13 protein-coding genes are annotated in these 13,446 nt (G+C 44.7%); 4 read left to right on the top strand and 9 right to left on the bottom strand.

The window, feature by feature from the left end; all coding sequences use genetic code 11:
* Nucleotides 1–237, bottom strand: a 237-nt coding sequence (locus A3761_RS09675) for a SlyX family protein (protein WP_068512900.1), incomplete at its 3' end; no start/stop codon positions are given.
* A gap of 310 nt (nt 238–547) precedes the next feature.
* Between A3761_RS09675 and A3761_RS28835 the strand changes: the two genes are divergently transcribed.
* On the top strand, nt 548–1,045 hold the full coding sequence (locus tag A3761_RS28835; RefSeq protein ID WP_068512899.1) for a cold-shock protein: 498 nt from the start codon (nt 548–550) through the stop codon (nt 1,043–1,045).
* A gap of 32 nt (nt 1,046–1,077) precedes the next feature.
* Here A3761_RS28835 and A3761_RS09665 read toward each other — a convergent pair whose 3' ends face one another.
* The 8 genes from A3761_RS09665 to map all read right to left on the bottom strand — a co-directional run bounded on the left by A3761_RS09665 (nt 1,078) and on the right by map (nt 10,087).
* Nucleotides 1,078–1,470, bottom strand: coding sequence for a hypothetical protein (locus A3761_RS09665; RefSeq protein ID WP_068554605.1), 393 nt, complete (start codon nt 1,468–1,470; stop codon nt 1,078–1,080).
* 287 nt (nt 1,471–1,757) lie between these two features.
* The gene (locus tag A3761_RS09655; RefSeq protein WP_068554735.1) at nt 1,758–2,615 is read right to left on the bottom strand and encodes a putative RNA methyltransferase; all 858 of its coding nucleotides are present in this window, start codon (nt 2,613–2,615) and stop codon (nt 1,758–1,760) included.
* A gap of 18 nt (nt 2,616–2,633) precedes the next feature.
* Nucleotides 2,634–3,773 (bottom strand): succinyl-diaminopimelate desuccinylase, encoded by a 1,140-nt coding sequence (gene dapE, locus A3761_RS09650; RefSeq protein WP_068554741.1) that lies wholly within the window; start codon nt 3,771–3,773, stop codon nt 2,634–2,636.
* 135 nt (nt 3,774–3,908) lie between these two features.
* Nucleotides 3,909–4,919 carry a 2,3,4,5-tetrahydropyridine-2,6-dicarboxylate N-succinyltransferase gene (gene dapD, locus A3761_RS09645; RefSeq protein ID WP_068739797.1) on the bottom strand — a complete coding sequence of 337 codons (1,011 nt, stop codon included), beginning with the start codon at nt 4,917–4,919 and terminating at the stop codon, nt 3,909–3,911.
* A 67-nt stretch (nt 4,920–4,986) separates the two neighbouring features.
* The gene (locus A3761_RS09640; RefSeq protein ID WP_068553852.1) at nt 4,987–5,346 is read right to left on the bottom strand and encodes an ArsC family reductase; all 360 of its coding nucleotides are present in this window, start codon (nt 5,344–5,346) and stop codon (nt 4,987–4,989) included.
* A 38-nt stretch (nt 5,347–5,384) separates the two neighbouring features.
* Nucleotides 5,385–6,587: a succinyldiaminopimelate transaminase gene (dapC, locus tag A3761_RS09635; protein WP_068567534.1), complete on the bottom strand. Its 1,203-nt coding sequence runs from the start codon at nt 6,585–6,587 to the stop codon at nt 5,385–5,387.
* A complete protein-coding gene (glnD, locus tag A3761_RS09630) occupies nt 6,584–9,283 on the bottom strand; it encodes a [protein-PII] uridylyltransferase (protein ID WP_082865085.1) in 2,700 nt (899 codons plus the stop codon). Before glnD ends, dapC begins: the two co-directional genes overlap by 4 nt.
* Nucleotides 9,284–9,301: 18 nt before the next feature.
* Nucleotides 9,302–10,087 (bottom strand): type I methionyl aminopeptidase, encoded by a 786-nt coding sequence (map, locus tag A3761_RS09625; RefSeq protein WP_068553001.1) that lies wholly within the window; start codon nt 10,085–10,087, stop codon nt 9,302–9,304.
* Between the two features lie 435 nt (nt 10,088–10,522).
* On the opposite strand from map, the gene rpsB reads away from it, so the two are divergent.
* The 3 genes from rpsB to pyrH all read left to right on the top strand — a co-directional run bounded on the left by rpsB (nt 10,523) and on the right by pyrH (nt 13,367).
* Nucleotides 10,523–11,272: a 30S ribosomal protein S2 gene (rpsB, locus tag A3761_RS09620; RefSeq protein ID WP_068508230.1), complete on the top strand. Its 750-nt coding sequence runs from the start codon at nt 10,523–10,525 to the stop codon at nt 11,270–11,272.
* Between the two features lie 205 nt (nt 11,273–11,477).
* On the top strand, nt 11,478–12,326 hold the full coding sequence (gene tsf, locus A3761_RS09615) for a translation elongation factor Ts (RefSeq protein WP_068553000.1): 849 nt from the start codon (nt 11,478–11,480) through the stop codon (nt 12,324–12,326).
* 303 nt (nt 12,327–12,629) lie between these two features.
* Entirely contained in the window at nt 12,630–13,367 is a 738-nt protein-coding gene (gene pyrH / locus A3761_RS09610) for a UMP kinase (protein ID WP_068508227.1), read from the top strand.
* Nucleotides 13,368–13,446 lie beyond the last annotated feature (79 nt).

Here is a 13,446-nt window from a genome sequence, read left to right as displayed (position 1 = left end):
ATAGTGCGGCGGGGGCGGCTCCTGCTCAGTGCTTGCGCTGCCAGATTTAAGTTCCCCAAGCCCTTCTTTTAATAGTCGGTTCGCTACCCACAAATCTTGGATTTCCCTGTCCTGCTTAGTGATTACATCGTTGAGGGTGTTCAGTAAATCATCTTGAAACGATAGTTTAACTTCGAGCTCACTGATTCGTTCATTAAGTTTTTCGATAAGGGCTTCGGGTAATTCTGATTGGCTCATGTTTTTACTATCTTAAGTATGGAGAGAGGGCGCTATTGTAATACATATTACCCGGTGCTCAAGAATTTAGTGTGTTGACTGTAGAATCGAATAAGTTCTAAGCAAGATATTGTGTGAGCCAAAAATCTGTTATCATGCTCGGCTTGCGTTGAGTCTGGTCGTGTTTATACAGGTCAATGCAGCGTTACCTGTCGATTGCCAATACTTTTACAGGGTTGTTCACAGGTGGGGGATGCAGATATTTTTTCCTTAATGGTGTTTGCTGAACCAATTCCACTATTTTAAGAGTTTGTTTAACGAGAAAATTTACATGTCTACACAGAGTTTATCTAAAAAATTATTAGTAAGTGCGGTTGTTGCGCTGCCATTTCCTTACGTTATGTTGGTATTGGCTTCGTCTGCTTCAGTATTACCACAAGGCCTTACAGCCGAGAATTTCCTTTCAGGTGAAAATGGTAGCGGCTTTTACGCTTTGGTTTGGTTGATGTTTTTTGCTGCATCTGCCATTTCGCAAATTGCGGCACAGTCTTCGTCTTCTTCTGCTTCAAGTAACAATGCGCAAGAAGCATCTGAGTCTGATGACGACGATGATACACCTGAGGGTGTAGAGTCCGGTACCGTTAAATGGTTCAATGTGAATAAAGGTTTTGGTTTTATTACGACCGATGCGGGCGAAGATGTTTTTGTTCACTTCCGTTCAATTCGTGGTCGCGGTCGTCGCTCATTGCGTCAAGGCCAAGCAGTGCGCTTTGATTTGAGTGAGGGTGAGAAGGGTATGCAGGCAGACAACGTTTCGGTTGCCAAGTAAGCCTCTAGCTCTTTAGCTTCTACAGAAAAGGCTTATCCCCAGCGGATAAGCTTTTTTTCGTTTCGGGTGATGGCATTCCAATATTCACCTGCTTCATCTTCCCCTTCTTGCCAGCTATGTGCGGCACACCTGACCTCCAGGTCATACATCTCTAACAGGCTTAGTGCGCAGGCTTCATCATTGTCCCAAGGTGTTTCAGACGATTTGAACCAAACACTGCAATAAGACTTTCCTGCTGCACAGGGCGTAACGACGATAGGGATCTTATTCCCTTCGCGTGAAAGGGTGCCCGAGATACTTTTCTTTTCGGATAAGCTGCTTGCTTCAAGGTTGATATCGATGGTTGTAAAGTGAGTATTTAGCCAGGCGAGCAATTCACTGTTGTTTATGTTCTTTATGTATATTTCTATATCGGGCGTTATCATTTATTTGTCCAAGAAATTCTGGATTCTGCTTACGAGAAGGCGAATATAGCAGTAAAAGGCGATGATAGCGCTAGGCACGCTAAGAATAAGACCAATTAGCGCAAGTAATTCCTGCTTTTCAGATGCGGGCAAGAGAATATTAACGTATACAATTGTTCCGAGGCCTGCCAGGGTACAAATGGCACTGATCAGAAAGTATTTAAAATAATTCTGCTGATTATGTTTTTTAGACGACACGGTAGTGGCTTTTAAACTCTTATTAGTGATCAGTACTGATAGTGGCTGATTTACTTCTTCTGAAATATATCAAACTGTATGTCTAGCTGTAAGTCTAGAGTATCAAGGGACTCAAGTAGAGTTCTTTTTTCTGGTTTACAGCGCCAGTAATGCGGTGTCATTGAAAACAGGTTAGTGATGTCTTGTGAGCTAGGTAGGTGAATTGTTTGCTCAAAGTAATCAGTCTTCACATGCTGAAGGCTCGTAGGGAGGCTTTCAAACTCTGTTCGCGTTTCGGCTTTGAGTTCATCGTAGATAACACGGCGAAGCTCTATTAGATGTCTAGGGCCGGTATTTACAAGGATCACATGACCGCCGGGGCGAACTGTGCGAGATATTTCTTCCAGGTCAAAATGGAAAAACAGGCCGCTTACCAGATCTTGAGAATTGTCCGCCAAGGGGATATTCGCAGCGCTACCTACCCACCAGTTAATTGATTTGTCGCGCCGGCAGGCTGATTTAATTGCAGGTGTCGAGATATCAATACCGCTTGTGTATACCTCTTGAAAATAACTAAGCAACTTGGTGTGGAGCTTGTGAGTGTAATAGCCTTCGCCACATGCTAAGTCGCAATAGTGGAAGGCTTTTTCAGAATCTTTAGCTAGCGCGTCTTCAGCATGGTGAATAAATCGCTCGGCAAGATTAGCGTAGTAGCCTTGATCAAGGAAGTCACGACGAGCGGCGACCATTTCAGTCGTATCTCCCGGGTGCTTACTCCGCTTATTTTGGCTTAATAATAAGTTGTGGTAGCCCTGCTTGGCGCGATCAAACCTATGCTTGTTGCGACAGCATAGGCCTTTTTGATCGTCTGCAAGAACGAGCTGCTCCTTACAAACGGGGCAGAGTAAATAGGGGCTTAGAGTATCCATAGTATCTTAGCGCTTGGCTTATGTTAGCAGGTGCTCCAAGATCTGTTCGTAAATCACTGACAAGTCGTTCAGGTCGGTGATACTCACGTGTTCATCAACTTGGTGAATCGTTGCGTTGAGCGGCCCAAGTTCAAGCACTTGTGCGCCCGTTGGTGCGATAAAACGGCCGTCAGAGGTTCCGCCTGAGGTTGAAAGCTCTGTGTCGATACCTTTAACTGTTTTTATCGCTTTAACCGCTGCGTCGACGAGTGGGCCCGCTGCGGTTAGGAAGGGCTCTCCGCTTAATGTCCACTGGATATCGTAATCCAGCTTGTGTTGCTCAAGCACTTTGACGACACCTGCTTTAAGTTGCTCGGCGGTGACTTCAGTAGAAAATCGAAAGTTAAAAAGTGTCTCGACAGTACCGGGTATCACGTTCGTCGCACCGGTACCGGAATTGATATTGGTGATTTGGAATGATGTCGCGGGGAAGAATTCATTGCCACTGTCCCATTCAAGTTTGCATAGGTCGTCAAGGGCAGTCATTGCCAGGTGAATAGGGTTGTTCGCCAAGTGCGGGTAGGCAACATGTCCTTGTTTGCCTTTAATGGTAAGTTTTGCGTTTAAAGATCCGCGGCGGCCGTTCTTGATCACATCACCGAGCACCTTGGTACTGGATGGCTCACCAACCAGGCACCAATCAATTTTTTCATTACGCGCCTCCAAAGTTTCAACAACCTTAACGGTACCGTTTGTTGCTGGTCCTTCTTCATCGCTGGTAATTAAGTAAGCGATAGAGCCTTGATGGTCGGGATGTTTTTTAACAAAGCGCTCACAGGCGGTGATAAATGCAGCCAGGCTGCCCTTCATATCAGCAGCGCCACGACCATGTAGCATATCTCCCTGAATACGGGCCGAAAAGGGTGAGTATGTCCACTCTTGTTCTGGGCCGGTAGGGACAACATCGGTATGCCCCGCAAATGCGATTAAAGGCGCTTCCGTACCTTTACGAGCCCAAAGATTGGTCACATCTTCAAAGATCATTGTTTCGGCTTCAAAGCCTAGCGGAGCCAAATGACGCATCATAATATCCTGACACTCGCAGTCTTCTGGTGTAACAGAGGGCTGCTGTATAAGTGCTTGGGTCAGTTGGATCGTGTCAGTTGTGCTATCGCTCATAATTAGGCTCGTCGTTTCAATCGTTGTATATATGCAAAAAAGCGCATCCATAGATGTAAGCATTAAAAAGCTTTGATTATGAGTGCGCCTTTAAGGGCTGCCCTGTTAGGGCAGTGTTAGTTGCTTAGCCAGATACTAGTTATTGGCGTGAAGCTCTTCATTCAGTTCAATGGCAGTCTTATTAGTTAAGCATTCAACTCGACCATTTGCCGAGTTTCGGCGGAACAGTAGGTCAGCTTTATTTGCTAGATCACGTGCTTTAACCGTCTCAACGACCTGGTTTTCAGAGTCAAGCATAACTACTTTAGTGCCAGCAGTAATGTAGAGACCTGACTCAACAGTACAGCGATCACCTAAAGGAATGCCGATACCTGCATTTGCGCCGATCAAACTGTTCTCACCAACCGCAATGATGATGTTACCGCCACCAGATAAGGTACCCATGGTAGAGCAGCCACCGCCAAGATCAGAACCTTTTCCTACCATTACACCTGCAGAGATACGGCCTTCGATCATTGAGGTGCCTTCTGTGCCTGCATTAAAGTTTACAAAGCCTTCATGCATGATTGTGGTGCCTTCACCAATGTAGGCGCCAAGACGTACGCGGGCTGTATCGGCAATACGGACGCCGCCAGGTACGACGTAGTCGGTCATCTGTGGGAATTTATCAACAGACTTAACTTCAATCAATTCACCGGCTACTCGTGCTTCAAGTTGCTTAGCTGTTAATTCAGATAGGTCAATTGGACCTTTATTAGTCCATGCAACATTTGGCAGTAAACCAAAAATACCGTCAAGATTAATGCCGTGCGGCTTAACCAGGCGATGAGACAAAAGGTGTAGTTTTAAATACACTTCAGGCGTGCTGCTAGCCTTGCCATCTTCTTCGATAATAACCACTACGGCCGGGCTTTTTGAGCCTTTCATTTGGCTTGCGATGTCAGAAAGCGCTGCGATTTTTGCTAGCTCTTCAATCTGCTCATCATTTAATTCTGTTGTTGTATTGCCGCTTTCAAGGCCTAGTGTTTCTTGGATGCTAGCAACCAAAGAGGAGTCAGGTTGGAATTGTGGTGCTGGGAAGAATGTTTCAAGCCACTCGCCTGCGCCGTTTTTGCTACCGATACCAAGTCCTAGTGCAATTGTCATGGAATACTCCTAATTAAATAATATGTATAAGTTGTTTAAGATAAGGGGGAGACCCTGTACTCTTTATTTAGTCGTTTATCTCGAATAATTGGGCGTAGTTATCAGCCTTGAATCCAAGATGAATTTGATTGCCGATCTTTAAAACCGGACGCTTAATCATGGAATTATTACTCTGAATAAGAGAAATAGCTTTTGCGTTGTCGATATCGCTTTTGTCCTCATCGCTTAGCTTGCGCCAGGTTGTACCACGCTTATTGATTAGTTGATCCCAAGGCACCTGGCTAAGCCAATCTTCAAGGCTTTGCTCATCAATGGCTGTCTTCTTATAGTCTTGAAATTCAAAATCAATGTCATGCTCTTCCAGCCACGTTAGTGCCTTCTTCATGGTATCGCAGGCTTTAATTCCGTAGATTTTTACTGTGCTCATTGTTTTACCTTGTACAAAAACTATTTGTGGAAAGAGTGCTAAAGAGATTCAACGAATTCACGAATTCGAGTTGCCGCTTCGATGCACTCTTCTTCACTGGCAACCAAGGCCATTCTAATTCTATTTTTACCCGGGTTTAGATCATTAACGGTACGAGATAGATAGCTGCCCGGAAGCACGGTGACATGCTTTTGCTGATATAGCTTTTGAGCAAACTCTTCATCCGATATCGGTGTCTCTGGCCAAAGGTAGAAGCTCGCATCACTTTGCTTGATGTTCAGTACCGGGCTTAAAATTTCAAGAACTGCCTCGAACTTTCGTTTGTAGGCTTTACGGTTCTCTTGTACGTGAGCTTCATCGTTCCAGGCTTCAATGCTTGCTAACTGGTGTTGAATCGGCATTGCGCAGCCGTGATAAGTTCGGTATTTCAAGAAGCCTTTTAACAAGTCTGCATCACCTGCAACAAATCCTGAGCGTAGGCCGGGCAGGTTTGAGCGCTTTGACAAGCTATGAAAGACAATACAACGCTTATAATCATCTCTTCCTATTTCGGCGCAGACCTCTAGCAAACCAGTCGGAGCTTGGTCTTCATCGCAATAGATCTCCGAATAGCATTCGTCCGATGCAATAATGAAGTCATGCTTGTCGGCTAGTTTTATGAGCTTTTTAAGCGTTTCAGCGGGCGTGACAGCGCCTGTCGGGTTGCCCGGAGAGCACATGAACAGAATCTGGCAGCGGTCCCAGGTACTATCGGCGACAGAGTCGTAGTCGGGAATGAACTGGGAGCTCTCAAGTGTAGGTAGTAGTTCAAGCTCAGCCCCTGCAAGATAGCTAGCGCCCTCATAGATCTGATAAAAAGGATTAGGGCTCAGCACTAAAGCTTGATTACTGGCTTCTCTATCGATGACCGCCTGAGTAAAAGAAAAAATTGCCTCTCGTGTGCCGTTTACCGGAAGAATATTATCTTCGCTGCAAAGAGTGCCGGGCTTTAGATTAAAGCGTTGTGTCGCCCAGTTTGTCATGCTCTTTCGAAACTCAGGTAACCCTTTTGTGCTTGGGTATATTGCGACTTTGCCTAGGTTATTGGTGATGCTGTCGAGCACAAACTGCGGAGAAGGGTGCTTCGGTTCACCAATAGACAAGGGAATAGCTGAATAATCTGCTGATGGTGTTACTTGCCCGAGCAGTGCTTTAAGCTTTTCAAAGGGATAGGGCTGAAGTTTATTCAAGTCTGGGTTCATGAGGTTATTTCTACCTGCTCATCTAGAAGTGTACATATGTCGTGCTGTAAGGCCTCGCAAATCATTGCGTCACTAAGCGGTTGACCGTCTGTGTCGGTAATGAAGAAAACGTCTTCTACTCGCTCGCCCAAGGTGGCAATACGTGCATTGATCAATGATAAATTATGCTTTAGAAGTGCTTGGCCAATACGAGCGAGTAGGCCGGGTCGGTCGGGTGTTACAACCTCCATTACGGTACGCTGATTAATCATGTCATTGCTGAAAGTCACTTCAGTCGGGAAGGCAAAATGCTTCAGTTGGCGTGGTGTGCGCCGGCTGATTATCTCAGGGTAATCTTCCGGGTCATCGAGTTCTTCAATCAAGCGTGACCGAACTTGCTCTTTTCGTTCTACATCGTTTGCTAAGGGCATGTTGTGTGCATCAGTTACAATAAAGTGGCTCAAATTGAACTCACCTCTCGATGCACTGATACGGGCATTTAAGACGTTGAGATTCAGTTGCTCAAGTACCGCAGTTGTTGCAGCAAATAGGTCGTCTTTTGAGCGGACGTAAACCATAATATGGCTGAAACCGTCACCTTGCTTGGTTTGGGTGTCGCGAATGATGATGAGCGGCTCACTTGAGTTGCCATGATTAAGTACTTCAGAGATTTGCCAAACGATGTCGGCGGTTGAGTCTTGAAGGAAGTAGTCGTCTTCAAAGGACTCCAATAAAGCATCAATCTCTGGTGTGGTGTAGCCACTATCGATGAGTAAGGTGCGGACTTCGCGTTTAGTGGCTTCTATCCAGTCATTGCGATCAACAGGCTTATCTGTGCCGCGACGTATTGCGCGCCTGGTTTCGATATATAACTGCTGCATCAGTGTCGCGCGCCAGCTGTTCCACAAGGTGTGATTGGTCGCAGAAATATCACAGACAGTCAAAATATATAAGTACTCAAGGTGAGTAAGGCTAGGAATTAGTTGCGCAAACTGATGAATAACTTCAGGGTCATCAATATCTTTCTTCTGCGCTGTCATAGACATTAGTAAGTGGTTTTCGACCAGCCAGGAAGTGAGTCGTGTATCGCGCTCGCTAAAATGATGGTTCTGACAGAAGTTTTCAACATCGATGGCGCCAAGTTCGGAATGGTCTCCGCCTCTCCCTTTAGCAATGTCGTGATAGATACCAGCAGTATAAAGGATTTCACGTTTAGGGATATAACGGTATAAACGACAGGCAAGTGGAAACTCTTTTTTTGCCTCAGGGTAGTCAAGATGAATCAGGTTCTTGATAAGCTGAATCGTATGCGCGTCAACTGTATAGCAATGAAACAAGTCATGCTGCATTTGGCCGATGATCTGTCCAAACTCAGGTAAGTAGCGGCCCAGTACATTGTACTTAAGCATGGCGTTTAAGGTTTTATGAAGGTCGTGCGGTGTGCGCAGTATCTCCATAAATAAGCTTGTGTTAGCCAGGTCGTTTCGGAAACTGTCATCAATAAGATATTGATGTTCACGGATTTGACGAATTGTCGTGGTTTTTATGCCAATGATCTGAGGGTTTTGTGCGAGTAGCAAAAAAATCTCTATCAACGCATAAGGTGAGCGGTCAAAAATATCTTCTGACTTAGCTTCAATATAGCCGTGATTAATTTGGAATCGTTTACCTAGTTCTTGGACACTGTCATCACTCTCGGGGTTTAGATAAAACTCATCAAAGTACTGAAGTATCACGTCAGTAAGTTCGGCTAAACCCAATACGATGCGATAGTAGCGTTGCATCATTTTCTCGACACCGAGCTTTTGCTCGTCATCTTCAAAGCCGAGTATTTCTGCAAGCTTGCGCTGGTGTTCAAATAGCAGTCGGTTTTCGTTGCGGTCGGCAATCATCTGCAGGCCATAACGAAGGGTAAGAAGAAAGGTCTCGCCGCTGACTAGCATGCGGAATTCTTCGTCTGTCAAAAAGTGGTAGCGTGAGCGTGTGCTGGGAGCTTCAGCACCAAAGTGGCGCTTAGATATCCAGGTAATGGTCTGAATATCTCGTAAGGTGCCAGGGGAAGATTTCAGATTTGGTTCGAGGTTGTATTCGGTGCCGCTATATTTCAGGTGGCGTGCACTTTGTTCTTCGCGTTTAGCTAGAAAGTAGGCTTTAGAGGTATAAACTGCGTCGGAATAGACCTTGTCTGAAATAATGCTCAGAAGTTCGGGGTCACCATCGATAGTGCGCGTTTCCAATAGGTTGGTCGCAATGGTGACATCGCTTTTAGCGGCTTCAATACATTCATCAATCGTTCTAACGCTATGGCCGATGTCTAGCTTCAGGTCCCATAATAGTGTGATAAAGTCAGACAGTTTGGTGCCCAGCTGATCATTAATTTCATTCCTTACCAGGATGAGTAAGTCAATGTCTGAATGTGGTTGCAGCTCGCCTCGGCCATAACCGCCAACAGCAATAAGGCTAACATGTTGGTCGAACCCGAAGCGTGCCCATAAACCTTTAAGAATATAATCCATGAGTTTGGATTTAACTTCGATAAGCTGACGGATATCTTCATTTGCCAGATACAGCCGATCAAGGACTTGCTTACTATCTTCCAGGATTGTCCGAACATTCAGGGCTGGTTGTGAGCAAGTACTTAAGTCAGAGACTAATGTTTGCATGTCCAGGCTAGATGCGTGGGTGAACTTTTCGAAGAGCGAGCTGTGTTGCGTCATAGTTTTATCGGCTTGTGCTTAACTTAGCAGACCTTCCTCTTCCTTACGTAAGGTCAGTATTTCACAACCGTCTGAGGTAACTAGCAAAGTGTGCTCCCATTGCGCAGAAAGCTTGTGATCTTTGGTCACGACTGTCCACTCATCTGGTAAGAGTTTGCAGTGGCGTTTGCCTTGGTTAATCATTGGCTCGATAGTAAAGGTCATGCCTTCTTTTAGCTCAAGGCCGGTGCCTGGTTTACCATAATGCATGACCTGCGGCTCTTCATGGAAAACAGCACCAATACCATGGCCGCAATACTCGCGTACTACAGAATAGTAATTGTTTTCAGCATGCTTTTGAATAACAGCGCCAATATCGCCTAGTCTCGCACCCGGCTTAACAAGGGCAATGCCTTTGTATAAGCATTCTTGCGTAATTTTGCATAGCCTTTCGGCAGCAATGCTTCGCTTGCCAATGAAAAACATTTTACTGGTGTCACCGTGGTAGCCATCTTTAATGACAGTGATGTCGACATTTACTATGTCACCACTTTTTAGCACTTTCTTGTCGCTTGGAATACCGTGGCATATGACATGGTTGACCGAGGTGCAGATAGACTTTGGAAAGCCTTTATAATTAAGTGGTGCGGGAATGGCGTTTTGAGTATTAACGATGTAATCATGACATATCTTGTCTAGTTCACCGGTTGAAACGCCAGCAACAACGTGCTCTTCGATCATTTCCAGTACTTCGGCGGCGAGTCGCCCGGCAACCCGCATCTTTTCAATTTCTTCGTTGGACTTGATGGTAACTTTAGTATTCATAACTCGAAAAGAGAGCCTTTTGTCTAGGGGTTGTTATGGTGTCGGGAGAGCATTATAGCGCCATTTGCGACACAGACTTTTATCAAAAATGCGCCGCATTCTACCTCGAAAGGTGAGTTAATTGAATAATTATTGTTATTTGCTGGTGGCTGCTCGATTTATATTGTTAAAGGTTAAACGTAGAATTGAGTGGCCTGGCCTGCTATAAATGTAGGAATGCGCTTTTTATTTTGAAGTGGATATGGTATAAAGCGCACGCAAATTTCGGGAACTCACATCCAGCAGGGTGTCGGTAATCTCGATTGACTTAAATCCGCACACGTTTCGACACATTGATCTGGGTGCTGTGTTCTGCTTCTGCTACGGTGGTTTTGGTTCATGGTTGATTAATGGGACTCGTGGAGGTCTAACCCAAACATATTAAAGGAAAAGAACATGGCATCAGTATCTATGCGTGACCTGCTTAAAGCAGGTGTACACTTTGGTCACCAAACTCGTTACTGGAACCCTAAAATGGGTAAGTACATCTTTGGTGCTCGTAACAAAATTCACATCATTAACCTGGAGCAAACAGTTCCTGCGTTTAATGAATCTTTAGCTTTCGTTAAAAAGCTGTCAGAAGGTAAGAACAAGGTATTGTTCGTTGGTACTAAGCGTGCTGCTGGCAAGATTGTTAAAGAAGAGGCAAGCCGCGCTGGTATGCCTTACGTAAACCACCGTTGGTTGGGTGGTATGTTGACTAACTACAAAACGATTCGTCAGAGCATTCGTCGTTTCCGCGATCTTGAGACTCAAAGCACTGATGGTACTTTTGATAAGTTGACTAAAAAAGAATCTTTGATGCTGACTCGCGAAATGCAGAAGCTAGAGCGTAGTATTGGTGGTATCAAGGATATGGGTGGTCTACCTGACGCATTGGTTGTGATCGATGTTGATCACGAGCGTATTGCGATCAAAGAAGCTAACAAATTAGGTATCCCTGTTATCGGTATCGTTGATACAAACAGTGATCCAGATGGTGTTGATTACGTTATCCCTGGTAACGATGATGCGATCAGAGCTATTCAGATTTATGCAAAAGCTTTTGCTGATGCAGTGCTTGAAGGTTCTTCAAAAGGTGGTGAGTACGTTGAAGTGGCGGAAGAGTCAGCGGCATCTGAAGAAGGCGAAAAAGCAGCAGAGTAATCTTTCTGTAAGCGTTTTCTTATAAAGTGCTCAAGGGTCGGTTTTCCGGCCCTTGTTTTCATTCGTTATTAATAATGCTTCGGTTCTTATTTGGTTGAAGGTGTGTTCCGCTTGCGAACATTTTAGCGCCTTTTGGGCTCAGGTAATGGAAGCAAATTTTTTAATTTTACAGCCGCTTGGGTTGTAACGGTAAAGAGGAATTGACATGGCCGCTATTAGCGCATCAATGGTAAAAGAACTTCGTGAGCGTACAGGTCTTGGTATGCTTGAGTGTAAAAAAGCACTTGCTGAAGTAGACGGTGATATCGAAAAGGCAATTGAAGAGTTGCGTAAGAAAAGTGGTATGAAGGCAGCTAAGAAAGCTGGCCGTACAGCTGCTGAAGGTGTGGTTGTGGCTAAAGTATCTGCTGACAACACTTCTGCAATGTTAGTTGAAATTAACTCTGAGACTGACTTTGCTGCTAAGAACGAAGGTTTCCTTGCGTTTGCAAATAACGTAGCAGGCGCTGCATTTGAAGCAGGTTCTACTGATGTTGCTGGTCTTCTTGATTCAGAGCGTGAAGCTTTGGTTCAGAAAATTGGTGAGAACATTTCTCCTCGTCGTGCTGTTAAGTCTGAAGGTGAAGTTGTGGGTGCTTATGTTCACTCTAACAATCGAATTGCTTCGATTGTTGCGCTTAAAGGTGGTACGCCTGAGTTGGCAAGAGATATCGCTATGCATGCAACAGCGGTTAATCCTCGTGTTCTTAACCCTGAAGATATGCCTGAAGAAGAGTTGAATAAAGAGAAGGATATCATTAAGGCTCAGCCTGATATGGAAGGTAAGCCAGATGCGATCGTCGAGAAAATGATGGGTGGTCGTATTAAGAAATTCCTTAAGGAAAACAGCTTGGTTGAGCAGCCTTTCGTTAAGAATCCTGAAGTTACAGTTGGCCAGTTGGCTAAAGATGGCGGTGCAGAAGTTGTTTCTTTTGTCCGTATCGAAGTAGGTGAAGGTATTGAGGTTGAAGAGGCTGACTTCGCTGCAGAGGTTGCGGCTCAGCTTAAAGGCTAATTTAGTCTGTTTACATGGGTTTGTTAACAGGTAAATGTTGAAAAGATAGTTCCACTTTTTACCAATCCTGATACAATTCCCAACCGTGCCGTATAAGAAGGGTGATATAACCATTTTTCTTATGCGGCATTATTGTATCTGGCAATTGGTTTTTATCTTAAAGTTGTCTGGGGAGTACTTGCTCATCTGGAAAGACTGTTTTTAGTGGGGGCGACTCCCCCGAAATTAAGATACGTCATATGCATATTAAGCAGGTTCTTAACCTGTATTTGTTAACTACGCTTTAAATGCCGAGAGTGATTCATGCCTGTAAATCTCCAGCCAAAATATAAACGAATTCTTCTAAAACTTAGTGGTGAAGCTCTAATGGGCGATGAGGACTTTGGGATCGATCCAAAAGTACTTGATCGCATGGCTTTAGAAATTGGTCAGCTGATTGGTATAGGTGTTCAGGTTGGCATGGTCATAGGTGGTGGTAACTTGTTTAGAGGTGCTGCCCTAAGCCAGGCTGGAATGGATCGTGTTACTGGTGATCATATGGGTATGCTGGCTACGGTTATGAATGCCTTGGCGATGCGTGACGCATTAGAACGATCCAATATATCAACGCGTGTTATGTCAGCTATCCCGATGAGTGGTGTTGTTGAGCATTACGATCGGCGCAGAGCGGTTAGAGATCTTAAAGATGGTGATGTTGTAATATTCAGCGCAGGAACGGGTAACCCTTTCTTTACAACTGACTCTGCTGCATGTCTACGAGGTATTGAGATTGATGCTGATGTTGTATTGAAGGCAACAAAAGTAGATGGTGTCTACAACGCTGACCCGATGAAAGATCCGACAGCCGTGAAGTATGATGCTTTGAGTTATGATGAAGTCTTGGATAAAAAGTTAGGTGTAATGGATCTAACGGCAATTTGTTTGTGCCGTGATCACAATATGCCTGTTAGAGTATTTGATATGAATAAGCCTGGGGTTTTGCGCAGTATTGTAGTGGGTGAATCCGAGGGTACATTGATCGAGGCAGCTGCCGACGAATAAGATCGAGCCAGTTATATAAAGAATAAAGGAAAGATATATGTTAGATGAAATTAAACAAGATGCTGAAGAGCGTATGGCA

Source organism: Oleiphilus sp. HI0123 (assembly GCF_001635315.1).
This window is presented reverse-complemented; position numbering and strand designations above follow the sequence as displayed.